This is a genomic window from Neorhizobium sp. BETTINA12A, from assembly GCF_023006485.1.
In the GTDB taxonomy this organism is placed as follows: Bacteria; Pseudomonadota; Alphaproteobacteria; order Rhizobiales; family Rhizobiaceae; genus Neorhizobium.
Genome location: NZ_JALBGW010000010.1, coordinates 57,696 through 84,311 on the forward strand (window position 1 = coordinate 57,696; position 26,616 = coordinate 84,311).

At 59.9% G+C, this 26,616-nt stretch carries 23 protein-coding genes and 1 tRNA gene; 9 read left to right on the forward strand and 15 right to left on the reverse strand.

Annotated features, from left to right (window positions below; translation table 11 throughout):
• Nucleotides 1-15: 15 nt before the first annotated feature.
• The 4 genes from MOV61_RS05145 to MOV61_RS05160 form a co-directional block, all read right to left on the reverse strand.
• Nucleotides 16-819 carry a TIM barrel protein gene (locus MOV61_RS05145; protein WP_173426755.1) on the reverse strand — a complete coding sequence of 268 codons (804 nt, stop codon included), beginning with the start codon at nucleotides 817-819 and terminating at the stop codon, nucleotides 16-18.
• 19 nt (nucleotides 820-838) lie between these two features.
• Complete coding sequence (locus MOV61_RS05150) at nucleotides 839-1,639, reverse strand: ATP-binding cassette domain-containing protein (protein WP_038544798.1); 801 nt, start codon at nucleotides 1,637-1,639, stop codon at nucleotides 839-841.
• 2 nt (nucleotides 1,640-1,641) lie between these two features.
• Entirely contained in the window at nucleotides 1,642-2,763 is a 1,122-nt protein-coding gene (locus tag MOV61_RS05155; RefSeq protein ID WP_247135818.1) for an ABC transporter permease, read from the reverse strand.
• 111 nt (nucleotides 2,764-2,874) lie between these two features.
• Entirely contained in the window at nucleotides 2,875-3,822 is a 948-nt protein-coding gene (locus tag MOV61_RS05160; RefSeq protein WP_038544801.1) for a sugar ABC transporter substrate-binding protein, read from the reverse strand.
• Between the two features lie 214 nt (nucleotides 3,823-4,036).
• Between MOV61_RS05160 and MOV61_RS05165 the strand changes: the two genes are divergently transcribed.
• Nucleotides 4,037-5,029 (forward strand): LacI family DNA-binding transcriptional regulator, encoded by a 993-nt coding sequence (locus MOV61_RS05165; protein WP_247135819.1) that lies wholly within the window; start codon nucleotides 4,037-4,039, stop codon nucleotides 5,027-5,029.
• Nucleotides 5,030-5,142: 113 nt separating this feature from the next.
• On the opposite strand, the gene MOV61_RS05170 is transcribed toward MOV61_RS05165, so the two are convergent.
• From MOV61_RS05170 to MOV61_RS05185, 4 genes are all read right to left on the reverse strand, one after another.
• Nucleotides 5,143-6,342 carry a mandelate racemase/muconate lactonizing enzyme family protein gene (locus tag MOV61_RS05170; RefSeq protein WP_247135820.1) on the reverse strand — a complete coding sequence of 400 codons (1,200 nt, stop codon included), beginning with the start codon at nucleotides 6,340-6,342 and terminating at the stop codon, nucleotides 5,143-5,145.
• A gap of 17 nt (nucleotides 6,343-6,359) precedes the next feature.
• Entirely contained in the window at nucleotides 6,360-7,721 is a 1,362-nt protein-coding gene (locus MOV61_RS05175; protein WP_247135821.1) for a mandelate racemase/muconate lactonizing enzyme family protein, read from the reverse strand.
• Between the two features lie 66 nt (nucleotides 7,722-7,787).
• Entirely contained in the window at nucleotides 7,788-8,954 is a 1,167-nt protein-coding gene (locus MOV61_RS05180; RefSeq protein ID WP_247135822.1) for a mandelate racemase/muconate lactonizing enzyme family protein, read from the reverse strand.
• 54 nt (nucleotides 8,955-9,008) lie between these two features.
• Nucleotides 9,009-9,719, reverse strand: a complete 711-nt coding sequence (locus MOV61_RS05185) for a GntR family transcriptional regulator (RefSeq protein ID WP_247135823.1) — start codon at nucleotides 9,717-9,719, stop codon at nucleotides 9,009-9,011.
• 207 nt (nucleotides 9,720-9,926) lie between these two features.
• Between MOV61_RS05185 and MOV61_RS05190 the strand changes: the two genes are divergently transcribed.
• The 7 genes from MOV61_RS05190 to MOV61_RS05220 all read left to right on the forward strand — a co-directional run bounded on the left by MOV61_RS05190 (nucleotide 9,927) and on the right by MOV61_RS05220 (nucleotide 16,904).
• Nucleotides 9,927-11,405: a sugar ABC transporter substrate-binding protein gene (locus tag MOV61_RS05190; protein WP_247135824.1), complete on the forward strand. Its 1,479-nt coding sequence runs from the start codon at nucleotides 9,927-9,929 to the stop codon at nucleotides 11,403-11,405.
• 73 nt (nucleotides 11,406-11,478) lie between these two features.
• Nucleotides 11,479-12,438 carry a carbohydrate ABC transporter permease gene (locus MOV61_RS05195; RefSeq protein ID WP_247135825.1) on the forward strand — a complete coding sequence of 320 codons (960 nt, stop codon included), beginning with the start codon at nucleotides 11,479-11,481 and terminating at the stop codon, nucleotides 12,436-12,438.
• The gene (locus tag MOV61_RS05200) at nucleotides 12,435-13,325 is read left to right on the forward strand and encodes a carbohydrate ABC transporter permease (RefSeq protein ID WP_038544815.1); all 891 of its coding nucleotides are present in this window, start codon (nucleotides 12,435-12,437) and stop codon (nucleotides 13,323-13,325) included. Before MOV61_RS05195 ends, MOV61_RS05200 begins: the two co-directional genes overlap by 4 nt.
• A 10-nt stretch (nucleotides 13,326-13,335) precedes the next feature.
• A complete protein-coding gene (locus tag MOV61_RS05205) occupies nucleotides 13,336-14,433 on the forward strand; it encodes an ABC transporter ATP-binding protein (RefSeq protein WP_247135826.1) in 1,098 nt (365 codons plus the stop codon).
• Nucleotides 14,434-14,465: 32 nt separating this feature from the next.
• Entirely contained in the window at nucleotides 14,466-15,629 is a 1,164-nt protein-coding gene (locus tag MOV61_RS05210) for a mandelate racemase/muconate lactonizing enzyme family protein (RefSeq protein ID WP_247135827.1), read from the forward strand.
• A 21-nt stretch (nucleotides 15,630-15,650) separates the two neighbouring features.
• A complete protein-coding gene (locus MOV61_RS05215) occupies nucleotides 15,651-16,397 on the forward strand; it encodes a ribonuclease activity regulator RraA (RefSeq protein ID WP_247135828.1) in 747 nt (248 codons plus the stop codon).
• 294 nt (nucleotides 16,398-16,691) lie between these two features.
• The gene (locus tag MOV61_RS05220) at nucleotides 16,692-16,904 is read left to right on the forward strand and encodes a hypothetical protein (RefSeq protein WP_038544821.1); all 213 of its coding nucleotides are present in this window, start codon (nucleotides 16,692-16,694) and stop codon (nucleotides 16,902-16,904) included.
• A gap of 183 nt (nucleotides 16,905-17,087) precedes the next feature.
• Here MOV61_RS05220 and MOV61_RS30290 read toward each other — a convergent pair whose 3' ends face one another.
• From MOV61_RS30290 to MOV61_RS05255, 6 genes are all read right to left on the reverse strand, one after another.
• Nucleotides 17,088-17,726: a 4'-phosphopantetheinyl transferase superfamily protein gene (locus tag MOV61_RS30290; RefSeq protein WP_309493763.1), complete on the reverse strand. Its 639-nt coding sequence runs from the start codon at nucleotides 17,724-17,726 to the stop codon at nucleotides 17,088-17,090.
• Nucleotides 17,723-21,763 carry a Pls/PosA family non-ribosomal peptide synthetase gene (locus MOV61_RS05235; RefSeq protein WP_247135829.1) on the reverse strand — a complete coding sequence of 1,347 codons (4,041 nt, stop codon included), beginning with the start codon at nucleotides 21,761-21,763 and terminating at the stop codon, nucleotides 17,723-17,725. Before MOV61_RS05235 ends, MOV61_RS30290 begins: the two co-directional genes overlap by 4 nt.
• Before the next feature lie 511 nt (nucleotides 21,764-22,274).
• Nucleotides 22,275-22,351: transfer RNA gene (locus MOV61_RS05240), tRNA-Met, on the reverse strand.
• A gap of 135 nt (nucleotides 22,352-22,486) precedes the next feature.
• Nucleotides 22,487-23,683 carry a tRNA 2-thiouridine(34) synthase MnmA gene (gene mnmA, locus MOV61_RS05245; RefSeq protein ID WP_247032229.1) on the reverse strand — a complete coding sequence of 399 codons (1,197 nt, stop codon included), beginning with the start codon at nucleotides 23,681-23,683 and terminating at the stop codon, nucleotides 22,487-22,489.
• Nucleotides 23,684-23,827: 144 nt separating this feature from the next.
• Complete coding sequence (locus tag MOV61_RS05250; RefSeq protein WP_247135830.1) at nucleotides 23,828-24,106, reverse strand: hypothetical protein; 279 nt, start codon at nucleotides 24,104-24,106, stop codon at nucleotides 23,828-23,830.
• A 68-nt stretch (nucleotides 24,107-24,174) separates the two neighbouring features.
• Nucleotides 24,175-25,296, reverse strand: a complete 1,122-nt coding sequence (locus tag MOV61_RS05255; RefSeq protein WP_247135831.1) for a mechanosensitive ion channel family protein — start codon at nucleotides 25,294-25,296, stop codon at nucleotides 24,175-24,177.
• A gap of 119 nt (nucleotides 25,297-25,415) precedes the next feature.
• On the opposite strand from MOV61_RS05255, the gene MOV61_RS05260 reads away from it, so the two are divergent.
• Nucleotides 25,416-25,835, forward strand: a complete 420-nt coding sequence (locus MOV61_RS05260; protein WP_247135832.1) for a DUF1810 domain-containing protein — start codon at nucleotides 25,416-25,418, stop codon at nucleotides 25,833-25,835.
• On the opposite strand, the gene MOV61_RS05265 is transcribed toward MOV61_RS05260, so the two are convergent.
• A partial coding sequence (locus tag MOV61_RS05265; protein WP_247135833.1) for a Tim44 domain-containing protein occupies nucleotides 25,832-26,616 on the reverse strand: 785 nt, incomplete at its 5' end. The genes MOV61_RS05260 and MOV61_RS05265 overlap by 4 nt on opposite strands.

The window sequence follows — 26,616 nt, forward strand, 5'->3', positions numbered from 1 at the left end:
GCAGAGAGGAGAGTGTTAAAGGGTAAAGGCTTGGCGGAAGCGGCTCAGCGCCAGCTCGTCGTCCTCGGCCGGCCAGGCCTCAAGCCCGATGACGCCGGTGTAGCCCATGGCATTCAGCGCGCGGGCGATGGCCGGGTAATTGATCTCTCCGGTGCCGGGCTCCATGCGGCCGGGCACATCCGCCACCTGGATTTCGCCGATGAATGGCAGCGCCCGACGGCAGAGCTCGATGAGATTCCCTTCGCCGATCTGGGCGTGGTAAAGATCGAGATTGAGCTTCAGCGACGGACGATTGATCGCAGAGACCAGGGCGATCGTGTCGGCGGCCTTGGCGAAAGGCGTTTTCGGGTGATCGACCGCTTCGTTGAGGTTCTCAAGAACGAACGTCACGCCTTCTTCCTCACCGAGATCCGCGATGCGATTGAGGGTGTCGCGTGCCTTCAGCCACATCGCGCCGGTGACGCCCTCCGACTTGAGCACCGGCAGCCCCTGCCCGTCGAGACCCGTCCCGTGCAAATTGAGCCGGGGGCAACCGAGTTCCTTGGCAACGGTGATAGACAGACGCGCCGTCCTGATGAGTTCATCGGCGCCCTCATCGTCCGCGAGCGTGCCGGTGATGTACCCCGTCATCGACGAGAACGTCGCGCCGGACCGGGCAAGAGCAGGAATATCATGCTTGGTCCAGTCCCAGATCTCGGCGACGAAGCCAAGCTCGGTGATCCGCTTCAGCCGCTCCGTGAACGGCAAAGAGCGGAAAACCATTTCTGCACAGACGGCCAGCGTGAAGGGCCCCGGATGTGCATGCTCTTCTGTCATCATTACAATCCCGTTTCGTGAATTAGATGGTGCCGCCGAGCTCGTTGGAGAGCGCCTGCAATTCTTTGCCGCCGGCCATCATGTTTTGAAGCTCATCGATGGAAATCTCGCTCTTGGCATAGGTGCCCAGCGTCTTGCCGCGGTTGAGGATGGTGAAGCGGTTGCCGACCGCGAAAGCGTGGCGCACATTGTGCGTGATGAAGATGACCCCAAGGCCCTTCTGCTGCACATGGTTGATGTATTTGAGAACCATGGACGTCTGTGCCACGCCCAGCGCAGATGTCGGCTCGTCGAGGATGAGAACCTTCGCCCCGAAATAGACCGCACGCGCGATCGCCACGCATTGCCGTTCGCCGCCGGATAGGGTTCCGACCGCCTGGTTCGGATCCCGAACATCGATCCCGATCTTGTGCATCTCCTCCCGGGTCACGGCATCACAATGTTTGAAGTCGATGTAGCGGAAGGGCGGGATACCCTTGCGTGGCTCGCGCCCCATGAAGAAGTTGCGGGTTACGGACATGAGCGGAATCATGGCCAGATCCTGGTAGACGGTGGCGATGCCGGCATCGAGCGCATCACGCGGGCTGGAGAACGTGACAGGCTTTCCATCGACGAGCAGTTCGCCACCGGAAGGCTTGACCACGCCGGACAGCGTCTTGATCAGCGTCGACTTGCCGGCGCCATTGTCTCCGAGCAGGCAGAGAACTTCGCCTTCCAGCACCTTCATCGAGATCCCCGAGAGCGCAATGACGGAGCCATAGTGCTTCACGATGTCCCTGGCTTCGATGATCGGGGCCGGCGAATTGGATTGGATGTCGGCCATGCTCAGCGCTCCCCTGTAACTTTGCGGCGAATGAAGTTGTTGAAGAGGACGGCAAGCAGCAGCATGGTGCCGAGAAAGACCTGAAACCAGTCGGAGTCGAACTTCGTATAGGTGAGGCCGATGGAGACGAGGCCGAAGATGATTGCTCCGAAAAAGGCACCTATGGCCGAGCCGTAACCGCCTGTCAGAAGGCTTCCTCCGATGACGGCTGCGATGATGGCTTCGAACTCCTTCTGGAAACCGCGTCGTGCGTCCGTCGATCCGGCATCCAGCACCGTGATGATGGCGACGAGAGCAGCCGCGCATGCGGTCAAGGCAAAAAGCCCGGTCTTGACGCGATCGACGGGTACACCGGAGTTTCGAGCGGCATTGGCATCACCTCCGACGGCAAAGATCCAGTTTCCGACCCGGGTGCGCAGCAGGACCCACGTCGCAACGCCGGCAACCCCGACGAACCAGACCACGGAGACAGGCACCCCCGCGACCTTCGGCATGCCATTGTCGAATTTCTCGATCAGGTTGTTTTCGGCAAGCCAGGCAAAGAAACCCTGGAAGGCGAGGCCTGAAAACAGGCCCGCAATGGAGGTGTCTCCAACAGCCTCGCTGATACCGCGAAGCTGCGTAGATCCGCCGGTCGCCCATTTGAGGCCGACCAGTGTCAGTCCGCGCAGGATGAACAGGAAAGCCAGCGTGACAATGAACGAGGGAAGCCGGGTGCGGATGACGATCTGACCGTTCACGGCGCCCAGCAGAGCTGCGAAGAGCAAGGTAAATAGGATCGCGATCCAAAGTGGCTGACCAAAATTGACCAGCAGGCCACCGAAAATCAGGCCGGCGAAGGCCACCATCGAGCCGATGGAAAGATCGAACTCTCCGCCGATCATCAGCATGGACGCCGCAATGGCAAGAATCCCTAGCTGGGATGCCGGCGCCAGGATGGTCATCATTCCCGACAACGAGAACATCGAGGCATCGGCGGTAAAGAAGAAAAAGATCACCACCATGACGAGGCCCGCGACCGCGCCAAGTTCGGGGCGCCGCATCAGGCTTGTCAGGACACTGACCTTCTTGAGGCGCTCGTCGGATTTTATCGATGCGGCTGGAGTTTTGCTAATTTCAGTCATGGTTCCTCCCGTGGGCGTCGCACGCCACAGCCATGCAGACAACGCGTAGGGTTGGTCGGCAGCCCCTCCTGCTGAAGGAGCGGCCGACACGCTAACGCGACAGGGGGTGGATCAGCGGATGCCCTTCGCCGACAGCTCGACGACCTGAGCCGCCTTATCCTTGGTGATCAGATTCGGACCCGATGGAACGTTGCCGCCGGGGATGAGGCCATATTTCGCGTTATTGGCCAGGAAGACGGTCGACAAATAGCCCTGCAGGAACTGTTGCTGGTCGATCGCGAAGGCAGCTTCGCCGGCGGCAACCGCTTTCAGGAAATTGGCCGAAAGATCGAAGGTCGCCACATTGACCTTGCCGGTCTTGCCAGCGTCCTTGACGGCTGCGAGCGAAGGTTCGCCGGCGGTGCTTGCACCGAGAGCCATGATGGTATCGATAGCATTGTTGGCGCTCAGTGACGCTTTGACCTTGGCGCGAACTTCGGCCGGATCATTGGACACCGGCAACACGGTAACAGTACCGCCGAAGCCATCCGAGAAGCCCTTGCAACGCAGGTCGAGCGAGACGTTACCGACCTCCTGGTTGACGCAGATGCCGGTCTTGCCACCCATCTGTTTCAGCTTTTCACCGGCAGCCTTACCTGCACCGTACTCGTCCTGACCGACATGCAGCAAGGCACCGAGTTTCTTGGAAACATCGGACCCGGAGTTGATGGAAATCACCGGAATACCGGAAGCCACCGCCTTTTCGATCGAGCGTCCGAGAGCCGAAGCATCCGGGATCGACACGATCAGCCCGTCCGGCTTCTGGTTCACCGCAGCGTCGATCAGCTGGCTCATAGCCACCATATCGAATGTCTCAGGCGCGCGATAATCGACCTGAACGCCGGCATCCTTGGCGCCGGCTGTCACGCCATTCTTGACCACCGACCAAAAGGGATCGTTTGCTTGGCCATGCGTGACGGCGATGATCTTGATATCTTTTGCGTATGCGAGACTGTCAGCACCCGCAACGGCTGCAACGATCGAAACGCCGAGCGCGAGTTTCTTGATAAGCGATTTCATGCTCTTTCCTCCCATTGACGCGGCTAAGCCTGCGTCGCTCCTCTATCCGACGTGGACCTCCCCCCGCCGTTTCCATTGCTAGGCCGCAATAGATTTTGCTACCGGTAGCAACCGTAAAATTCATATCAGTTGGCTTCAATATGTCAACTCAATAATTCCAATTTTCGGCACAACGGAATATCCATTCCACGCGATAGGTCAGGGTGAGGTCAGTATGGCGAAGCGAGTAACAGCGGAAGATGTGGCGCGATCTGCAGGTGTCTCGAAGTGGACCGTCATTCGCGCGTTTACGCCGGGGGCTTCGATCGCCGAGAAAAGTCGATTAAGGGTTCTGGAGGCTGCGGAGAGCCTGAACTACCGGCCGAACTTGCTGGCACGCAGCTTGGCGACCAACCTGACACACCAGGTCGCGATCCTGGTCGATGATTTTAAGAACCCACACAAACTGCCAGTTCTCGAGATTTTGACTTGGCAACTTCAGTCGGAAGGCTTGTTGACGGTCCTTATCAACATCAATGAACATTTCGACCACGTGCAGGCGCTATTGGATGCCGGTCAGCGTCAAGTCGATGCCATCATCTTGTTCGGCACGGCGTTCCGACCGGAGATGCTGGAGGACGACCGGATACAGGGCGGGGCTCCGCTTTACGTTTTAGCCCGCGATAGTCAGATACCGAATGTCCCCGCGATCACATGCGATACGCCGCTGGCGATGCGAGAACTATGCGAGTATTTTTATTCTAAAGGATACCGACGTCCCGCTTTTCTGTCCGGCGCCAAAACCCTTTCCACCGCGTTGGGCCGACGCCGCGCGTTCAACGCTTTCTGGGAAGCCCATGGCGCTAAGCCTGTGCTTGGTGTTTCGGCGGCGTCCTACAGTTCAGGACACGGATTTGAGGCCGCAAGGATCTTGTTCCAGGAGACCCCACGCGAGCAATGGCCGGATCTTCTCATGTGTGAAAACGATGCTCTGGCCTTCGGCGCGATCGATTACGTCCGCAGTACCCTAAAACTCCGTATTCCGGATGATATTGCGATTGCCGGTTTCGACAATGCTCCCCTCGCCGCCTCCCCTGCCTATGACCTGACGACATACGAGCAGCCCGCTATCGAAATGGTAACGGCAATCCTGTCTATGATACTCGGAAGGGAGCCACGAGAAAACAAAACCTTCAGGGGAAAACTTATCTCAAGATCAACTGCTTAGCATTCGACAAATGCGACCTCGCGACAGGATCGGAATGGCAGCCTCGAACGCCGGCGATCCCTGGTCGGTCAGTTCACCGACGGTCTGTGCCATGCCGGCAAGTGGAGCGAGGCTCAGTCGAAAAAGCCCGCATCCTCTTCCCTGAGATATTTCCTGGCCCCTTCAGGGTCGATATCGAGGCCCAGACCCGGCGCTTCCAGTAAGTCCACCATGCTGTCCTTGACGATCTGCGGCGGCAAGCCGATTACCAGGTCTTCCCACCAGGGGTCGGAGGCGGTCGGATATTCGAACGCGACGTAATTTGCCGGCAACGTGGCGCAGACATTGATCAACGCGCCAAGCCCCAGCAGGCCGTTGGCGGTGCCGTGCGGTGCCATTAGGATCGAGTGCATGTAGGCGTGCTCGGCGACCCATTTGAGCTCGGCAATGCCGCCGATATCGGCTGGATCTGGGCCGATGACGCGCACCGCCTGCGTCTCGATCAGTTCCTTGAAATTGTGCCGCAGGTAGATCTGTTCCCCAGTGTGAATTGGTGTCGAGGTTGAGGTTGTCAGCTCCCGATAGGCCTGCGGATTGACCCACGGCACGTAGTCGCCGGTCAGCATGTCCTCGAGCCACATCAAATTGTACTTCTCGACCGCGCGAGCGAACTTGATCGCATCGGGCAACATCCAGCCCGGGCCGCAGTCGAGCGCCAGGCTGACCTTGTCGCCCAGCACTTCCTTCATCGCGATCACGCAGTCGAGCATGTGATTGAATCCGCGCTCGCTGATCACGCCCTGATCCATGGCACCGTGATAGCCGGCCTTCTTCTGCGTCACGCCGTAGTGGAAGTCCTCGATGGTGTCCTTCATGTTGGAGTGGAACGAGATTCCTTGCTTGACCATGAAGAAGTTCTGGGGCTGCTCCATCATCCATTTGACGTCGGCGGCGTAATCCTCCGGCCGGTCGCCCGTGCGTGTCCGACGGACCGAGCCGTTGTAGACGCGCACCTTGTCCCGCACCTTGCCGCCGAGCAGTTTATAGACGGGCACGCCCGCGGCCTTGCCGGCAATATCCCAAAGCGCATGCTCGATAGCGCTCACCGCCGCGCCGTACGGCTTGAAAGAGCCGCGTTGGCGGATCTTCAGCATGACTCTCTCGACGTCGGTCGGGTCCTCGCCGATCAGCGCCTCGCGGAAATGCAGCACCCAGGGCTTGAGGTAGGGCTTGGTAAATTCGACTTCACCCAAGCCATAGAGGCCCTCGTCCGTAACGATGCGGACGATCGGATGTCTGCCGATAACGGCGCAGCGGAGATCCGTGATCTTCATCTTCGTTCCTTTTCGCCTCAGCTCCAGGTGCGATCCCAGGAATACTCATCGTCCCAGCGATCCGTAGGTTGCCAGATGCCGGTGACGCCCGGCTGCAGATGCTGCGAGATCACCTCGTCGACGACGTCGTCAATCCCCAGGCCCGGCTTGTCCGAAACGGTGATAAAGCCGTCCTTCACCAGCGGTTTGGGAAGGCCGGTGACGATATCGTCCCACCAGTCGACATCGGCGGAATGGTATTCGAGCGCCATGAAATTTTCGGTCGCGGTCGCGACATGTGCCGCAGCCATTGCTGCGATCGGACTTTCCGCCATGTGGATGGCCATGGCGACACCACGGTCCTGCGCCATATCGCCGATCTTCTTGGTCTCGAGAATACCCCCACTGGTGAGCAGGTCCGGGTGGATCACGGAGACGCCGCCGCTGTTAAGCAGAGGCTCGAAGCCTTCCTTGAGGTATATGTCCTCGCCGGTGCAGATTGGCACCGTGGTGGCGTCCTGCAATTGTCGATATTGCTCGGTATACTGCCATGGGATCACATCCTCGAGCCAGGCTGGCACGTACTTTTCAATACGCCTGGCAAGGCGAATGCCATTCTGCATGGAGATATGGCCGATATGGTCGATCGCAAGCGGCACATCCATGCCGATGACCTCACGAACCTCGGCAATGTATTGCTCGAGGAAGTCGAGGCCCTTGTCGGAAAAGTGGAGGCCGGTAAACGGGTGCGGGACGTTATGCAAATCATATACCGCGTTGCGGAGGCGCCGCTCCTCCATCGTCTTCAGCGGACCGCGGTCGGGGTGGTGGCGGTACCCTTCAAGTGAGCCGGCAGGAGACACGACCGCACCGGGCACATCCGCGATCTGCATCAATCCCAAGTCCATCTTGAGGAAGGTGAATCCGAGCTCCATGCGCTGCTTGAGGCGTTTACCGGTCTCGGTACCGCTCGGCACGGTCGCGTCGGTATCGCAATAGACGCGCACTTTCTCCCGAAACCGGCCGCCGAGCATCTGGTAGACAGGGACGCCATAGGCCTTGCCGGCAAGATCCCACAAGGCGATTTCGACCGCCGACACGCCGCCGCCTTGCCGGCCGTGCCCGCCGAACTGCTTGATCCGGCGAAACAGGCGATCGATGTCGCAAGGGTTCTCGCCAAGCAACCGGCTCTTCAGCATCAGCGCGTAGGTGGCGCTGGCGCCGTCGCGCACCTCGCCAAGCCCCACGATGCCCTGGTTGGTGTAAATCTTCAGCAGCACCGAGGTGAACGGCGCGCCGACAATTTCGGCTACCCGCATGTCGGTGATGCGAAGGTCGGACGGCTTGGAACGCGTGTTCACCCGATTGAGCGCCTCGTCGGCTCCATCTGCTTCTGGCATGATTTATCCTCGTTCTGGTCGGGGGCTCGTCGTCGCGCACGTTGAGGCGGCGTAGAGCGTTGCTCGCTAGTGCAGCTCTATCTCGTGATGTTGAAGGTAGTCGCGGTTCATTTCGACGCCGAGACCAGGCCTAGGCGTAAGCTTGAGGCTGCCATTCGAAACATCGAGTGGTCTGTCGATGAGGTGATCGTATTTGCCCAGGTTCCACTCCGACGTTTCAAGTTTGTAGAAATTGGGAACGGTCATCATCACCTGCGCTCCCGCAACCACGTTGATCGGCCCAGCGGCGTCGTGCGGCGAGACCGGGATGTAGTAGGCCTCGCATAGGGCGGAAATCTTCTTGAGTTCGGTAATGCCGCCGGTCCAGGTGACGTCCGGCATGATGTAGTCAGCGAGCTTGTTTTCGAGCACCGGCACGAAATCCCACTTCGTGTGGCCGCGCTCGCCCCACGAGATGGCGGCGCTGACCTTCTCACGGACCTGTTTGAGAGCGCTGAGGCTCTCCGGTGGACAGGGCTCCTCGAACCAGTCGATCTGACCAGCGTCCTCGAGGCTCCGACAAAGGCGAATGGCGGTGGGAACGTCGAACCGGCCATGCGCATCGATGAGGATGTCCACATCAGAGCCCGCCGTTTCGCGGATCAGTGCAGTGAGTTCGGCGGCTTCGCGCTCATCCTTGCGGGTCATGCTGCCATCGAGGTAGCCGTCCCGTTGTTCGCGAGATTGTCCATCGGCGGTGCGGCCCTGGTGGGGGAAAGGATCGAACTTGAGCGCAGTGTGGCCGGACTCGACGATGTCCCGAATTTCCCGAACCACAGCCTCTTTGCTGGTAAACTTGGCCTGGTTGGGATGGGTGTAGAGCGCGATTTCATCGCGCACCGGCCCGCCCAACAACTCGTAAATCGGCTGACCCAGAACTTTGCCTCGGATGTCCCAAAGGGCTATGTCGATGGCACTTACGCATTCGACTGCGGCGCCACGACTGCCCATGTAGGTGAAGCTGCGGAATATCTTGTGCCACAGATACTCGATACGTGCCGGGTCCTCGCCTGTCAAAGCGTCACCGATCTGCCGCAGGATCGTGCAGAGGGCGCGATTGGCGAGCTTTGTCGTGGTGGTGATCTCTCCCCAGCCGCTCACCCCCTCGTCGGTCGTCACTTCGACGAACAGATACTCTCCCCAATAAGACGCATCGGATCTGATTAGCCACGGCCGAACGCTGGTGATTTTCATCTCAACTGCCTTTATCTGAAGTGGTCGTCATGACGATGTTCAAGGCTATGTATTCTATCCTGCCCAGGCGGCGTTACGCGCACGCATGTGTTCGAGGATGTGCCGGCCGGAGCCCTCGACATGGCGTGCGATGAGTTCGGCCGCCTCGTTCGCATTTCCCGCTTTGACATGTGCGATGAGCTCGCGATGTTCGCTAAGGATCGCGGCACGCCGGGCAAGCGTGAAGTTGAAACGCCGGCTCACGGCTCGAAGCACTTCGCGATGTTTCCACCAAAGCTCGGCGGCATGGTGGTTGTAGTGCTTCTGGTACATCACGGTGTGAAAGGCGGTGTCCAACTCGCTGTGCCTAAACGTATCGGCGAAGTCGTTCTCTTCAATCAGGCCTTGGATGCGTTCGAGTTCAGCAATGTCCTCGACGGTGGCCATATTCACGAACCATCGCGTCAGTGCCGGCTCGATCAGGACTCCTATCTCGTAGATGTCCCGAACAAAATCCTGATCTATAGGCCGGACGCGCGCTCCACGGTTGGGAACGAAGGTTACGAAGCCCTCCCCGCGCAGCAGTTGCAGAGCCTCGCGCACGGGGTTGGTTGAGGTACCGTGGCGCCGGGCAAGATCGGTGACCACAAGCCGCTCGTTGGCAGCGAGCCGCCCTTCGATAATGTCGTCCCTGATCAGTTGATAAAGCGACGCGCCTTCGCTGGAGGCCCCGATGGCGTCGATCCCTTCGGGTGGCTGCGCTTTAAAATCACTCGTAACGGCCAAAGCTATCCCCAATCAATACACAGATTGCTCGGATATCACGCAAGGCTTCCATAAACAATGTACGATTTCTTTAGTTGACAGGTAATCTGTGATCTGAAAACGTATGATATGGTCGAAGGGATACATTGGGTGGAAAGTCCCACGGCCGGGGAGCAAAGACCGCTCGCTTCACACAGAGCGGCATGGGAGAAATCTGGGAGGATACCTATGACGAGTATTTCACTCGGCGGTGCTGTCGTGCGCGGCACTGTGTCCACTGCTTTACTGGTATCGCTGATGTCCGCGTCTGCGCTGGGTGCGCCGGTCGACTTGAGCAAGTGGTCGCCGCAATATGTGCGCTCCATTGCCGGTACACAGGATTTTGACACGGCGGCCGACTGCGCTAAAGTCACCCCGCTCGACTACAAGGGGCGACTGACGTTCTGGTATCAGGGTGTGTTCGAGGGCGACCCCGACCTCTTGCGCCAGTATTACAAGGACTTCTTCGCGACCTTCCGCAAAACCTATCCGAACATCCAGCTCGAGGATCAAGCCCTCACCTATAACGACCTGCTGGACAAGTTCCGGACCGCGCTCCTTGGCAATGCGGCGCCCATGGCGGTTCGCCTGCAAATCCTGGGCGGCACCGAATTCGCCTCGAAGGGCTATCTGCGGCCGCTCAAACCCGAGGATATCGGGTACGCGACCGATGATTTCTGGCCCGGTGCAATGAAGGCCGTGACCTGGGAGGGCGTGACCTACGGTATCCCGACCAATAATGAGACGATGGCGTTCATCTGGAACGCCGACATCTTCAAGCGCGCGGGCCTCGATCCGGACAAGGCTCCGGCAACATGGGACGATGTCGTCAAATATTCCAAGCAGATCCACGACAAGCTCGGCATTGCCGGTTACGGCCTGGTGGCGCGCAAGAATGCCGGCAATACACCGTACCGTTTCATGCCGCAGCTGTGGGCTTATGGCGGCGGCGTTTTTGACGAGGCCAACGCGAACCCGACTTACAAGCAGGTCGAGCTGAACAGCGCGCAGAGCAAGGCGGCGCTGCAAGCCTCCTATGACATGTATGTTCGCGACAAGTCGGTTCCGGTTTCGGCGCTTACCAATCAGCAGGCGGATAATCAGCCACTCTTCCTCGCTGGCCAGCTCGCCATGATGGTCTCGCACCCGTCCGACTATAACGTCATGCTCGACTTGCAGAAGAAGACGACGGGTACCGACAAGGACAAGGCGCAGACCGTCATCGACAACATGCGCTACGGTCTGATCCCGACTGGCCCGAACGGCAAGCGTGCCGTCGTGTTTGGCGGCTCGAACATTCACATCCTCAAGCCCGAATATGTCGAGGGCGGCAAGGTAGACGAGCCGGCTGCAAAGGCTATCGGCTGCATGTGGGCGAGCCCCGAATGGTCGCTGAAGATGGCCTATGCCGGCTCAAACCCGGGAAATCTCAACGGCTTCAAGACCAAATGGATGAAGGAACGCTTGGACAGTATCAAGTTCCTTGATGTCACGACTTCCATGCTGCCTTACGGCATCCCGTTCCCGGCGCTGCCGCAGTCGCCGGAAATCATGAACATCATCGTCCCGGACATGCTGCAGAATGCGCTGACCGGCGCCATGACCGTTGACCAAGCAGCGGAAGACGCAGCCAAGAAGGTAAAAAACCTGACGGCCGGCGGACTTTAGTCCATGCCTGACGATCTGACCGGCCGCGCTGAGGCTGCGGCCGGTTTGTTCCGAAAAATGGGGGCATGGCACCGTGACGATCTTGACTGGTAAGGCCGAGACCCGCCGCAGACTGCGACCCGAAGGGTCCGGTCTGCTGCGAAAGATTTGGGCGCATCGCGCCGACTACGCCTATGTGCTCCCTGCAATCGCCGTGATGCTCATCGTCATAGCCTATCCGATCTACTACACGATCGAGCTTTCGTTCTTTAATACACCGCCTGGCCTGCAGCTCCGGGACAAGATTTTCGTCGGCCTTAACAACTACACCGCCATCCTCACAAGTCCGGTGTTCTGGACGGTCACCCGGAACACGCTTGTCTGGACAGTGGGATCTACTTTGATTTCATTTGTCCTCGGATTTGCCAGCGCACTGGCGCTCCATCGTGACTTTGTCGGCCGTGGCATCCTGCGCGCCATCCTGATCATTCCCTGGGTCATCAGCGCGGTCGCCGCGTCCTATATCTGGAAATGGATCTACCATTCGGACTTTGGGATTATCGGTGCGGTGCTGGTCGGCCTAGGATTGGCCGACCGACCGCCGAATTTCATCGACAGCGTCAACACGGTGCTGCCCTCCCTCATCGTCGTCAATATCTGGCGGGAGTTTCCGTTTGCCATGATCATGATGATGGCTGGCCTGCAAACAGTACCCGATCAGTTGTTGCGTGCGGCAAAAGTCGACGGAGCCAATGCATGGCAGCGGTTCTGGCACGTCACCTTCCCGCACTTGAGAAACGTCTCGACGGTGACGATCCTTCTGCTGGCAGTGGCCAACTTCAATTCTTTCATCATCCCCTGGATCATGACCGGCGGCGGGCCATCGAACGCATCGCATATCTGGATCACCCACATTTATGAGCTCGCCTTCGGTCGCCAGCGCTGGGGAGTGGCATCGGCCTATTCAGTGCTGCTGTTCCTGATCCTGATGTCGCTCGGCTACTTCTACGTCCGTGCGCTAAGCGGCAACGAGCGGAAGGATGGGAGCGCATGAGCACGATTGCCGAGACTGCTCCTCGAAGCCAGGCCCGTCGCCGTGTGCGCATCGACGGATGGCGGTGGGGCGGACGCATCTTCCTCGCGTTCATGCTGCTTTACACCGCGTTGCCGATGATCTGGATGCTGATCACCTCGATCAAGTCCGGCTTCGCAGCCATGCAATTCCCGCCGCAATGGTGGCCTGACCAACCGACCCTTGCCAGCTACGAGAAGCTCCTCGACCCGCAAAATAGCGTAGGCCAGGACTTCCTCCGTTTCTTCTGGAACAGCCTTTTCGTCTCCACGACCACGACCATCCTCTCGGTGATCGTGGCAGTCCCTGCAGCCTATGCCTTTTCGCGCTTCACCTTCCCCGGCCGGAACTTTCTGTTCTTCGCCGTCCTGCTGCGCAACATGTTCCCGGCTGTGATCTTTCTCGTGCCGCTGTTCATCCTGATGCGCGCGATCGGCCTGGTGAATACGCATGGGTCGCTCATTCTCACCTACCTCACATTCGGCCTGCCGCTGGCGATCTGGCTCCTCAAGGGCTTCTACGACAATATCCCTGTGCAGCTCGAGCAGGCCGCACGCATCGACGGGGCAACGCGGTTCCAGGCCTTTGTCCTGATCGTGATGCCGCTCTCGACGCCGGGCATCATCGCCACGGCGATCTATTCCTTCATCGGTGCGTGGAACGAATATATCTACGCCTACACATTTCTCTCCAAGAACGAACAGTTGACCCTGCCGGTCGGCATCCAGCGCTTCTTCTCGGAAAATACCACGGACTTTCCGGGCCTGATGGCGGCCAGCTTCATGATGAGCGTGCCCGTTGTGGTCCTGTTCCTCCTCCTCCAACGATATTTCGTACGCGCCCTCACGGAAGGCGCAGTCAAGCACTAGGGAGTTGCCTGTGGCCCACGTGGTCCTCAATGATCTCGTCAAGACCTATGGCAGCTTCAAAGCTGTCAACAATGTTTCGCTGACGGTCAACGACGGCGAATTCGTTGCGCTCGTCGGCCCTTCAGGCTGCGGCAAGACAACCACCCTCAATCTTGTGGCGGGGCTCATCCCCATCACATCTGGCGACATCGTCATCGGCGACAGGGTGGTCAACGACCTCGACCCCAAGGACCGGGACATCGCAATGGTGTTCCAGAACTACGCGCTCTATCCGCAGAAATCGGTCTACAAAAATCTGGCGTTCCCGCTGCAGATGCGCAAACTGCCAAGGGACGAGATCGACAAGAAGGTCAGGGAAGCAGCGCGCGTGCTCGACATGACGCAGCTGCTCGAGCGCAAGCCACGCGAACTTTCGGGCGGGCAACAGCAGCGCGTGGCGCTCGGCCGTGCCCTCGTCCGCGATCCGGCGGTCTTCCTGATGGATGAACCACTCTCCAACCTCGACGCAAAGCTGCGCGTGCAGATGCGTTCGGAGATCAAGCGTTTCCACCAGGACCTCAAGGCAACGATCATCTATGTGACGCACGACCAGCTCGAAGCCGTGACCATGGCGGACAGAATGGCGGTGATGAACGGCGGTTACCTTCAGCAATACGCTTCACCGGCGCAGGTGTTTGCACATCCGGTGAACATGTTCGTCGCCAGCTTTGTCGGCAGCCCGGCGATGAGCCTTGTTCCGCTGGAGGCATCAACGGCGAGCGGCGACACCGTGTTGACCAGCGCAGAGGGCTGGCGCCTCGAACTCTCACCACACAACGCCCGGAAGGTCGCGACGGCAACCACCAAGAAAGTCGTGCTCGGCGCACGTCACTCGACGATCAAGCTGCACAAGAGTGCGGTGCCGGGAACCGTTCCTGCCAAGGCCTACACGGTGGAGCCGACCGGAGACGTCACTTTCGTACAGGCGTTCCTGTCTGGCGCCATCGTCAACGTCAGCGTGCCGCCGACCATTGCCGTCGCGCCCGACGAACCGATCTGGCTCGAGTTCGACCAGGAGCGGATGCATCTGTTCGATGGCGAAACAGAAATGGCCCTCATGGCCAGCTGAGACAGGCCAGATACGTGTGAAACAGGGTGTAGATGACTACGAAGCTTAAAATCACCGCTATCAAGCCCTATCCGGTATGGATCGGAATACGCAACCAGATGCTCGTCAAGGTCGAGACCGACAACGGCATCTTCGGATGGGGCGAGAGCGGCTTGAGTGGTCGCGAGAAGGCCGTGGCCGGTGCGATCGAGCACTATCGCGAGTTTCTCATCGGCCGCGACCCGATGCAGATTGGTCGGATCTGGCAAGAAGTTTATCGCAGCCAATATTTCGAAGGCGGGCGCGTTCTGCAGGCGGCGATTTCCGCCATCGACATTGCCCTTCACGACATCAAGGGCAAGGCGCTGGGGGTGCCGGTCTACGAACTGCTGGGCGGCAAGCAGCGCGACCGCATTCCTACCTTCGCTTCGACCGGTGACGAGGCCGAGGGCGATATTGCCATCGAACGGGCCTGCGAACTACGCGCGCAGGGGTGGCAGGCGATCCGCTTCTTCCCCATCGGGCAAAGCAGCAGGGACATTTTTGAGCCCCGCGAGTCGATCGGCGCGACCGCGACCATGCTAAACAAGGCGCGCGAGGCACTGGGCGGCGACGTCGTTCTCGGCATCGACTATCATCATCGGCTGTCAGTGGCAGAGGCGGCGAGCTTCTGCAACAAACTCGGCCGCGGCGTGCTTGATTTCCTCGAGGAGCCGATACGGGACGAGGCACCGGAGGCCTACGAATCCTTGCGCACGATGACCGACATCCCGTTTGCCATCGGCGAGGAATTTGCCAGCAAGTGGCAGTTCCTGCCCTACATCGAGCGCGGCATCCATCAGTTCAACCGGCTCGATGTTTGCAATGTGGGCGGGCTCACCGAAGCGATGAAGGTCGCTGGTTGGAGCGAGGCGCATTATGTGGACCTGATGCCGCACAATCCCCTCGGCCCGGTGTGCACGGCCGCGACCATCCATTTCGCCGCCGCGGTACCGAACTTCGCTTGGCTCGAGACCAGGGCGCCCGAAGTAAAGCTGGGCTTCGATAATTCCGACTTCTTCCCCGTGCAACCGCGGCTCGTCGGCCCCGACTATCCGGTCAGCGATCTGCCGGGGCTCGGCGTCGAAGTCAACGAAGAGGCGGTCAAGGCGGAGAGCTTTCGTTTCTGGGAAGCGCCTCACCTGAAGCGCCGCGACGGTTCTGTCACAAACTGGTAGTTTCATCCACCGGAGCCTAAAATGACGCAGACACCCGATATTACGCGACCGTCCAAGGACCTGATCGACGCACTGAAGGAAATCGGCGCCGCGACGGTTGCCGGCACGCTTGGCCACATGGGCTTCCGCAATCCGCACATGGTTGGTCCCGTGCCGCAGAATCGCGGGAAGTCGATCGTCGGGCCGGCCCTGACGCTTCAATTCATGCCGCAGCGGCCGGATCTCTTCAACGAAGGAGAATATGCCGATCCGGAGACGCAGTTGCACCGGCATGTGCTCTATCACGCGCAGGAGGGCGATGTAGTCGTGGTCGATGCGCGTGGCGATATGAGTTCCGGGGTCTTCGGCGATATGATGTCGACCTATTTCAAAGGCAGAGGCGGCGCTGGCATCGTGATCGACGGGTGCATGCGCGATCGGCCCAATGTCGAGAAACTGGATCTCCCCCTTTGGCTGCGCGGCTGGACGCCCAACTACCATGTCCAGACGAGCATTTACCCCAATGCCGTCAACGTTCCGATTGCCTGCGGCGGTGTCACGGTCATTCCCGGAGACATCATCGTCGCCGACGATGACGGCGTGGTGGTGCTTCCAGTCTCAATGGCCTCAAAGGTAATCGAAGAGGCACAAAAGCATCACGAATGGGAGGAATTCTCGCGCGAGAAGCTGATGGAGGGCGGATCGTTGCAGCGCTACTATCCGCTGCATGACGATGCCCGCGGAGAGTACGAAGAGTGGCGCAAAACAAACCGCTTGGGACCAACTTAGCCAATGGATTACCCCAGGCGGGCGGCGAATTTTCCGGGGTGTCACCAGGCCCGGCCATGCGCATCGGCCATTCGGAAAGTAATCTCGTGTTGGCGCAAAGATCGAACGCGGAACTGGATGATCTCCCCTAAGCTCGATAGGCTTTTATCGAAGCGGCCGCCGAGGCCGGTATCAAGGTTCGGGATCAGTGAAACACCATCTTCGTCCGCTTCCGTACAGATCCCGTGGGTTTGGCAATATCTGTGGAAAGGGCATCTCCCATCACCTATAGTTGCCCCTTCAAAGGAGGTGGATATGACATATCACAATCCTTTCCCAGCTCGTGCAATGACGATGGGAGACATTTCTCTCCTCAGACACGCAGTCATCGTCGCGGCCGAAAGCTCGGAACGTAGTGCGGAAGCGGTCGCGCCCATCGTGTACGATCTCTACTGCCGCGGGCTTAAAGATCCGGAGAAACTTGCCGAGGCCGCGGGCTTGCTCGCCGCGTCTCGTTCCTTGAACTGACCATTACCCAGGGCGGGCCGGCGGCCGGAACCTGTCATTGCACAGTTCCGGTCGCAACTCCCAGCGGAACCTTATAGCCCCACAAGGCGGCGGCCCTTTCGTGCCAACCGATATCCTTGGTTAACCGCCTAAACGAGCGAGTTCGGTGAGATAGAAGTTCAGGGACCCCGGCGTCGCCTGCCGCTAACCGTTTACCGCAGCGGCAAGGACGACAACACGAGGCAACGTGCAAAAGGACAGCCGCATCCTGCGGCCGCCTGCGGTCACGGCCTCGCGGCGAGCAAGATCGACATTTATATGCTCGTAACCCAGAATTTCCCCATCAAGCGGGTACGCGGCTTTGTAGGCCGCCTCCTTCGCGCTGTAGAGAACGCGCGTCGCAAAACGCGCGTCGATCCCCGAGAGGACATCCCCGGAAGTCAGTACAAGGGCGGCGATGTCGTCCGGCAGCGGTTCGGCCGGCTCGACATCAATGCCGAGCGAGGGCACGTGAACGCTTCTGGCAATGGCTGCGACCGCCATTTCCGCATCATGCGCGAGAGAGCCGACGAAGCCCCGGGGCCAGAGCGGTGCTCCGGCGGGGGAACGCCCTATGGGGCCCTCTTCCGCATCTTCAAGCGCCAGTAGACATCGGACAAGCGAGCGGGCGGTACCGCTCGCTCGCCGGGCCGCAGGTTGCCTGGAGGTAATGGCGGCCACTTCGTCAGGCAGGAGCAAGGCTTCGTCATTTGGGCCGATCATGCGACAACCGAGCCGGACAGTCGGCGGGGCAAGCCGCTTCATCTCCGTCAATAGCGCAGCTTCTGCCGCTCCGCCGTTCATTTGCCCGCAACTGACTTGAGAAAACCGCCAGGCTTTGCGGGGTTGCCGCGCCAGATCGAGTTCGGCTGAAGGATTTCGCCTTTCATCACAAAGCAATCAACGTCGGCGAGTGCTCCATCTCCCATCGTTACGCCGTAATGAATGAAGGCCGCGGGGCCGAGGGTGCAGCCGTTGCCGATGCGGATGAAATCCGACTTGAACGCGCCTTCCTCCAGCGAGTGCGCCTGGATGACGCAGCCTTCGTTGAGCGTCGCGTCGTCGCCGATCTCCACCAGCGATCTTTCTGTCAGGTTCGCGCCGCCATCGTAGACGCGCCTGCCAATCTTGACCCCTAACGCTCGCAGTATCATTGGACGGAACGGCGTGCCGGCGAAGAGCTGCACAACCGGCGAATCCGATAGCTTCCAGTGACGCTCGTGACGCCAGAAGGCAACATCGTAGATGGTATTCATCTGCGGCTGAAGCTTTCGGAAGCGCAGGCTCGCCCACTCCAAGAAGATATGGAACGGAATGGCAAACGCTGCCGTCAGTACGACCGCGACGAACAGAGCCATCTGGGCCCACTCGGTGTAATAGTTCAGCGCCCGGTCCCAAATCGCCAATGTAATGAACAACACTGTCCATTGCGTGGCGATAAACATCAGGGCGGTCGTGAGATTGTGCCTGTTCTTGTGCGGGAGACAGCCGCGGCGTTCGGCGTCGCTGACACCTTGAATGAGTTCTTTATCGCGCTTGACAATTCGGGGGATCTCGAAAGGCGGCGAACCGAGCAGGCCCACGTTTTCGCGTAACGGTCCATCGATTGGTACCATTACTTTTGTGCCAAGCAGCACGTTATCCCCGGTCCGGCTATCCGGCGGATAGAAGATGTTGTTCCCGAAGTAATTGCGCTCGCCGACCTTGGTGTGCTCCAGCCTGAAGGCAGAAGCCGACTTGTGGACGTTGATCATGTAGAGCCCGTCCGAAACCATCGTTCCGGAACCGATCTCGCAGAACAGCGGATTGTCCTGCTGCTGATTGCTGCCGAAGTTCGAGCCGGTTTGCACCACCTTGTTAAGGTTCCAGCCAAGTGCCCGCATGTAGTGGACGATGGCGGAGCTGTCGCCGAATATCAGGTTGAGAAAGCGAGCATTGGTGGAAGCCTCGACGATAGACTGCAACCAGAAATGAAAGCCATAGAGTCGGTAGGTGCGCCCGGGCTTCAGCATTAAGCTGAACAGGCGCGGCAGCACGAGCGCGACGAAAAGCAGCGCGCTGGTGAGAGCAAAGAGCGTCGCGGTCGTGCCGACGGCGACGATACCGATAGACTCCTGATAGTCGTCGCTGACATTTTGCCAGTAGCTGTGGAACCACAGGGGGAACGGGGTGACGACAGCGAAAAGTGTGATGAGCTGTACAGCCTCGTAACTAAAGCGTCGCGTCTTCGAAAGGCTAAGGGTCGGGGCTTTGCAGTAATCCGCCGTGGTCGGTATCGCCGGGGATCCGTGCCAGTGGGCATCGTCTGGAATGTGCTCTCCTCGCTGCAGCGAGGACGCATGGCCGAGCTGTGCTCGCTCCCCAACGGATGTATCAATATCAATCACCGAACCTACGCCGACGAAGGCGTCGCGGCCGATGGAAATCGATCCCGTATGAATATAGCCGGCCTGAGCGCGATAGCCGAGAATCATGGATTCCTTGCGCAGTATGGCGTTGTCCCCGATGGAGATCAGGTCGGTGCAGACCGGGATCGTGCGGGACTCGATGGTAGCGTTGCGACCGAGACGGGCACCGAGCAAGCGAAGATAGAGGTTGTAAAGCGGGCTGCCGCGAAAGAGGACGACCGGCGCCGAACGTATGAGCGTTTTGACCACCCAGAAGCGGTAGTAGCGAAGACCCCAAATCGGAAAGCTCTCTGCTTTCCAGCGGCCGATGAGCAGCCACTTCATCGCAACGGCAAAGCCTGACATACCGAAAAAAACTGCTGCCGACAACATCGCGCAACGCAGGTAGAGCTGAACCGGGTCGTCGAGCATGTCATAGACCCAGTTGAGCCCATAGTTCAGCATCCAAAGATCGAAATAGCCGAAGAGGCAATAAAAGGCGAGCTGCGCGGCGCCGCTGGTCCAGTAGGCGAGGTTCGAGGCGCGATGATTGATGACAGGCTCCTCCACGGGTATCGCCTTGTCCTCAGGGCCGCGCAGGTGTCGCGCCAGAGCGGCGACCGTCGGATTGAGATAGATGTCCCGCATCGAAGTGCCTGACCACTCCTGGCGTGCACGCAGACGGGCACAGAAGCGCGCCATCAGCAATGAGTTCGCGCCGAGATCATCAAAAAAATGATCCTCAACGGAGATGTCGTCCATCATCAGCACTTCGCCCAGCGCCGCCACCAGATAGCTCTCGTCATCGGTGGAGGGGAGGACTTCCTTGCGCCCTGTGCTGACCCGGAGGCCCATCGGCTTTGGCAGCCTCCCCGTATCCACCTTATCGGAGACTGTCATTGGCAATGCCGCAAGCTCCTCAAGGAATGAGGGTACCATGTACTCCGGTAGGCGCCGGCGCAGTTCTTTAGCAAGATGGGCGCGAGAAAGAGCTCCGGTACCGGATTTTAGCGCATAATAACCGACCAGCTCCAGGCGGCCGGGCTCGACCTCCCAAGTGGTGACGGCGGCCTGCGCTATATCGGGCTGGTCGAGCAAGGCCGTCTCGATTTCACCCAGCTCGATGCGATAGCCGCGAATCTTCACCTGTGTATCGATTCGGCCGTGATATTCGATTTCGCCGTCTGTATTTATGCAGCCGAGATCGCCGGTACGGTAGATGCGTTTTGAGGGATTATTAGGCAGATCGAGAAAGTCAGGAATGAATTTCTGTGCCGTCAGATCCGGCCGATTGAGGTAGCCGACCGCAAGGCCGATGCCGGCAATGCCGATTTCTCCAAGTTCCCCGGCCGCCGCCAATCGCGGCGCTTCGGCATCAAGGATCACGATAGAATAAGAGGGCAGCGGCGACCCGATGGTCACGCGGCGCTCGGGCGTCAGGTAGCCCATGGTCGCGGTCACCGTCGCTTCAGTCGGGCCGTATGTATTAAGGATGCGGCGGCCCGGTTTCGACCAGCGGGTCACGAGATTCTGCGGACAGGCTTCGCCGCCCACGAGTATGGTGTGCAAGCTCGGCACATCGCTTTCCAAGGATGACAGCAGCGTCGGCGAGCAGGCCATGCAGGTAATGGCGTTAGCGCGAAGGAAGTCGCCGAGTTCCTCGCCTACCAGCGTCATGCGGCCGGGCGCGGGGACGATCGTGGCACCGGCGACAAATGGCACCCAGATCTCTTCGGTGGAGAAGTCGAAGGCGATCGTCATGCCCTGATAGACACGGTCGCCCGGTCGATAGCCATATGCTGCGGCGGCAACGTCAACGAAATTGCAGATGCTTTGGTGGCGCACCGCCACGCCCTTGGGTCGGCCGGTCGTCCCGGATGTATAGAGGATATAGCAGATATCGTCGTCGGATCCGACGATATTGAGCGGGCTGTCCGATTGACGGGCGGTCTCCGGACAGTTGGCCGCAATCACGATATGTGGAACGGAAAGCGCCGCCGCGCGCGCCACATGCTCGGCCATTGTGACGACGAAACGAACATCAGCGTCCTCGATAATCAAAGACATGCGCTCTTCGGGGAAGGCAGCTGCAAGCGGTACGAAGGCGGCCCCTAACTTCATGACAGCGAGGATCGCTATATACGTCTCGGCCGACCGCTCGAGCAGCAGGGCTACCCGGTCTCCGAGCTTGACGCCGCGCAGGGCGAGTAAGCGCGCAAGGCGGTTCGCTTCAGCGTCAATTTCAATGTAGGTCCACATGCGCCCGCCGTCTATAACGGCTGGCATCGCGCCGTAGCGCTCGGCACAGCGCTCGAACAGGCTGGAGAGCCGTTCGCCCGGCAGGGAAACGTTCCGTGGATCAGGGCCACATAGGATCTGCGGCACCGCACCGCGCTCCGTCACCTCCGAATGGCCCGAATTGAGACCGCGCACATGGATCCCCGCGTCGTTCATGTCTAATATCCTGCTTGTACTGTATCCAGCGACGTGACGTTGGCGATCTCGCTTCCTTGCCGATGCAGGGATCGCCTGTGGCGCCGGCGTACAGTTTGCGGCCGTCGTCATTGTTAGCTTCGCGCGCCTTACGCGAGATTCCGTGAAAAGAAAAGCAGCTTTGTTGGGCGCGTCAAAGCAGGTCCCACTGCTATGAAACGAACTGCGTCAAGAGCGCTCCCTGGACTGAGACTGCCGCCCAGCAGACAGATGTTGCGCAAGTGAAGATCGGGGCCTTGCCCGCCAGCGCCCGCCGGTTGAGACGTTCGCTGTGTTGCACGAGCCGGGACCGGAAGATCTCCCTGAGTTTCGGCACGTCTCCCGCGCCGAAGACATGGCTGGTCGCAAGCAGAGACTGAGACGAGGAAATCGCGGAACCCCAGACGCCGCAGACCTGAGATATCCGCTAATCGACGTAAATGCCGACGCCATTCCGAGAATGCGCCGCTGAGATTGATTTCGCTGGACTGAATGGTAGCGGGAGGCAGAATTGAACTGCCGACCTCAGGGTTATGAATCCTGCGCTCTCACCAACTGAGCTACCCCGCCACAGGGACTGCGGAAGTTCCGGCGTGGCCGGTTCCGCTTTGGTCGTGCGGCTTATAAGTCCCCCGTCACCAAAGTGTCAAGCAGGGTCTGGGCAAAAACCGACGGCAATTTCGTGAGCCCCGGTTAGTGCACGTTTCAGGCAGCGACGGGTGTCGAAAGCAGAGCCTTCAGGGCGATTTCGGCCTCGGCTGCGCGTTCCGAACGCTCGATGAAACCGCCGCCATAGACGCGCGCATCCGCACCTTCGGCCGAATAGAGCACACACGCCTGGCCTGGCGCGACACCGGCCTCGCCGATCGCCAAATCCACATAGACGCCGTGTTCGTTGGAATGCAGGATCGCCGGCGTCGGCGGACGGGTCGAGCGCACCTTGGCGAAACAGGCAAATCCGCCCTTGGTGTCCTCGCCAAGCGCACCGTCGCCGATCCAGTTGACGTCGCGCAGATAGACGCGATGGGTATCCAGCGCTTCCTTCGGCCCGACGATCACCCGGCGCGAGCGGGCATCGAGATAAACGACGTAGAGCGGATCGCCGGTGGCGATGCCGATGCCGCGGCGCTGGCCGATCGTATAATGCACGATGCCTTCGTGGCGGCCGAGCACGCGTCCGTCCATATGCACGATATCGCCGGCGAGTGCCGCGTTCGGCTTCACCTTGCTGATGATATCGGCATATTTGCCCTGCGGCACGAAACAGATGTCCTGGCTGTCGGCCTTCTTGGCGACGACAAGGCCCATCTCCTCGGCCAGCTCGCGCACCTGCGCCTTCGACATGCCGCCGAGCGGGAAGCGCAGGTAGTCGATCTGCTCCTGGGTCGTTGCGAACAGGAACCAGCTCTGGTCGCGATCGCTGTCGATCGGTCGGAACAGCGCACGGCGGTTCGGATTGCCCGGCGACGGATTGGCGGACGAACGGATGTAGTGACCGGTCGCCAGCGCATCGGCCCCCAGTTCCTTGGCCGTCGCCAAGAGATCGGCGAACTTGACCGTCTGGTTGCAGGCAACGCAGGGGATCGGCGTTTCGCCCATCGCATAGGCTTCGGCGAACGGGTTGATCACCGTTTCACGGAACCGCTTTTCGTAATCGAGTACGTAATGCGGGATTCCGAGGGTTTCGGAGACACGGCGCGCGTCGTCGATGTCCTGGCCGGCGCAGCAGGAGCCGGCGCGGTGCACGGCCGCGCCATGGTCATAGAGCTGCAGCGTGATGCCGAGCACGTCATAACCCTGGCGTTTGAGCAGACCGGCAACGACGGAGGAATCCACTCCCCCCGACATGGCAACGACAACACGTGTGTCTTCCGGCCTCTTGTCAAAATCCAGCGTGTTCACGGAACTCTCTCGGTATCTCGAAGCCACCCGTCCAGATGATAGAAGCGGCGTGTTGAAGACCTGCGGCGGGATCGGCCGTCGAAGGCAATTGTTGCCGGATATAGAAAGGATTTGTGGCCTGCGCAAGGAGGAGCGCGAATCGGCTCATCGGCCAGGCAGTTTTTCAAGCCAGGCCCAGAGGCTCCTAGTCATCCGCCCGAACTCCGTCTCGGGCACCAGGCTGCCGACCACGAAGATGCCGGCAAACAGCGTGCAGAGGGCGATAAGGCCGAAATAGAGCCTGACAAGGGTGCTGTGCTCCGCATAACGCAGGAACAGGCCACCATCGCCGAACAGAAAAATTTCCTGCCCGGCCATTGCCGAGGCAACCGCATAGGCCAGGTATCCGGTGCCGCCAAGGAAGACTGCCCAGTTCAGTACCATCACCCCATCTCCACGCCGAGATCGGCTATTCTAGGCCGCCGGCATGAACAAACGGTCAAGGCCGCAATTCAAGACTGCAGCACGCCATGCCGTACCGCCTTCCCGGCAGCTGTCCTGACGCTGCTGGCCGCACCTTCCGCCCGCACCCGCGGCAGGCTGGCGGGATATTCGCGCTGGATGAAATCGATGATCTTCTCGCGGACCTCGCATCTGAGATCGAAGGTTCTCGGCGCATTGGAGGCCGAGACGAGAATGCGGATCTCCATGACATTTTCCCGAAAATCCGTCACCTGCACGGCAACCACCCGCTTGTCCCAGAGTTTTGACGCTGCGGCAATTTCCTCGACCTTGCGGCGCACCGCACTCACCGGAACCGAATAGTCGAGATAGATCATCACCGTGCCGATCAGCGCCGTACTGTCGCGCGTCCAGTTCTGGAACGGCTTTTCCATGAAATAGCTGAGCGGCAGGATCATCCGCCGCCAGTCCCACAGTTTTACCACCACATAGGTGGAGGTGATCTCCTCGACATTGCCCCATTCGCCATCGACGATCAGTGCGTCGTCGATGCGGATCGGCTGGGTGATGGCGAGCTGGATGCCGGCAAAGATGTTCTTCAGCACCGGCTGCAGCGCAAGGCCCAGCACGACGCCGGCGACCCCGGCCGATGCGAGCAGGCTGACGCCGTATTGCTGCACGGCCGGGAAGGTCATCAGCATCGCGGCGATGGTGACCGCCACGATCATGAAGCTCGCAATCCGCTCGGCGATCCGCGACTGGGTGACATGGGTGCGGGCAAGCAGATTGTCTTCCGCATCGAGCTTGAAGCGGCGCAGATAGACAATCATCCATACATGCAGGGCGATCTTCACCATCCAGCCGACGACGATGATGAAGCCGAGCAGCAGCAGGTGACGTATCACCTCCGCCTGCCCGGCACTCAGCGGGGCAATGGTCGCGCCGAGCGACAGCGTCCAGGTGAGGATCGCCAGCCGCATCGGCCGCCGTGTACGCGATACCAGCGACCGCCAGAACAGGTCCTTGTTCTCGACCAGCCGCGTCAGAAAGCGAAATCCAAAACGCTGGATCGCAAGCCCGATCAGAAATGCAACGGCCATGACACCGCAGCTGACAAGCCAGTCCGGCAGCCAGGCCGTATCATTCCGGAATTCCTGAATGAAGCGTTCCATACCTCCTCAGCTAGGGTGCGATGCAGCATCGGAAAGAGCGGCCGCAAAAATTTCATGATTTGAGAGTCTTCTTGGCCTGGGGTGATTTGTGGCAACAGGGCGATCAGGACGGAGAGACAATGCAATTCGACCTCATGCGCTTTGTCGACGCGCAAGCGCCGGTCTATGGGCGCGTCATCGGCGAGCTGCGCGATGGCAAAAAGCGCTCCCACTGGATGTGGTACATCTTCCCGCAGGTGGAGGGGCTTGGCTTCTCGATCATGTCCCAGCGCTTCGCGATCGGCTCGAGAGCCGAGGCGACAGCCTATCTCGAACATCCTCTGCTGGGACCCCGGCTCACCGAATGCACCGAAGCGATGCTGTCCCATCCGGATCTTTCGGCGCACGTGATCCTCGGCTCGCCTGACGATATCAAATTCAAGAGTTCGATGACGCTGTTCGAGGCCGTCAGCAAAAAGGGCTCGCCTTTCGGCAAAGCCCTTTCGCAGTTCTTTGATGGCGAGCGTGACGAAAAGACCGTCGCGCTGCTTCGAAGTTAAGCGGCTGCCTGGATCGCCGAGAGCTGCCAGTCGTTGGCGGGCTTGCGCACGAAGGTCCAGACTTCGACGGTTTCGGTCACCGCGTTCGGATCGCCTTCGGCGACTGCGCCGGTCTTGCGGTCCTTCATGTAGTCGACGCTCGAATAGCGCATCGCGACGGTCGCATAGTCCTGGCCGTTTTCGCGCCAGGCTTCGGCGAGGTCGCCCTGCAGCAGCTTCACGTCCTTCACCTCGTTCTTGACGCCTTTGGTAGCGTTCTCGCCGAGTTCTTCCGCCAGATAGGACATCGCCTCCGGCGTGGTGAGGCTGCGCAGCTTGGCATAGTCCTCTTCGCCATAGGCAGACTGGACGTTGGTCAGCAGCTTCTCGAACTGGTCGAGGTCGCGGTTGGTGATGCCGATCTCGTCGGTTTCCGGCCCGGCCTGACGCGGAGCGGCATTTTGGCCGCCACCAAAACCGCCCTGCCCGCTGCCACCCAGCGACCCGATCTTCGGGATCTGGAAGGACGAGGTGTTCTGGCTCGGCGCATCATAGGCGTTGCGCTGCTGGCCGAACCCGGTGTTCATGCCCCCTGCCGGACCGCCGGCCGTCTGCTGACGGCGGGCGAACCAACGGAAAGCCAGCATGGCGAGACCGCCGATCAGCGCGATCTGCAGCAACATGCCAAGCATGCCGGCCATGCCGCCGAAACCGGTGCCCATGAACATGCCGATCAGGCCGCCAAGCGCGAGACCGCCGAGCAGGCCGCCGAACATACCCCCGAAGAGGCCGCGACGAGGCT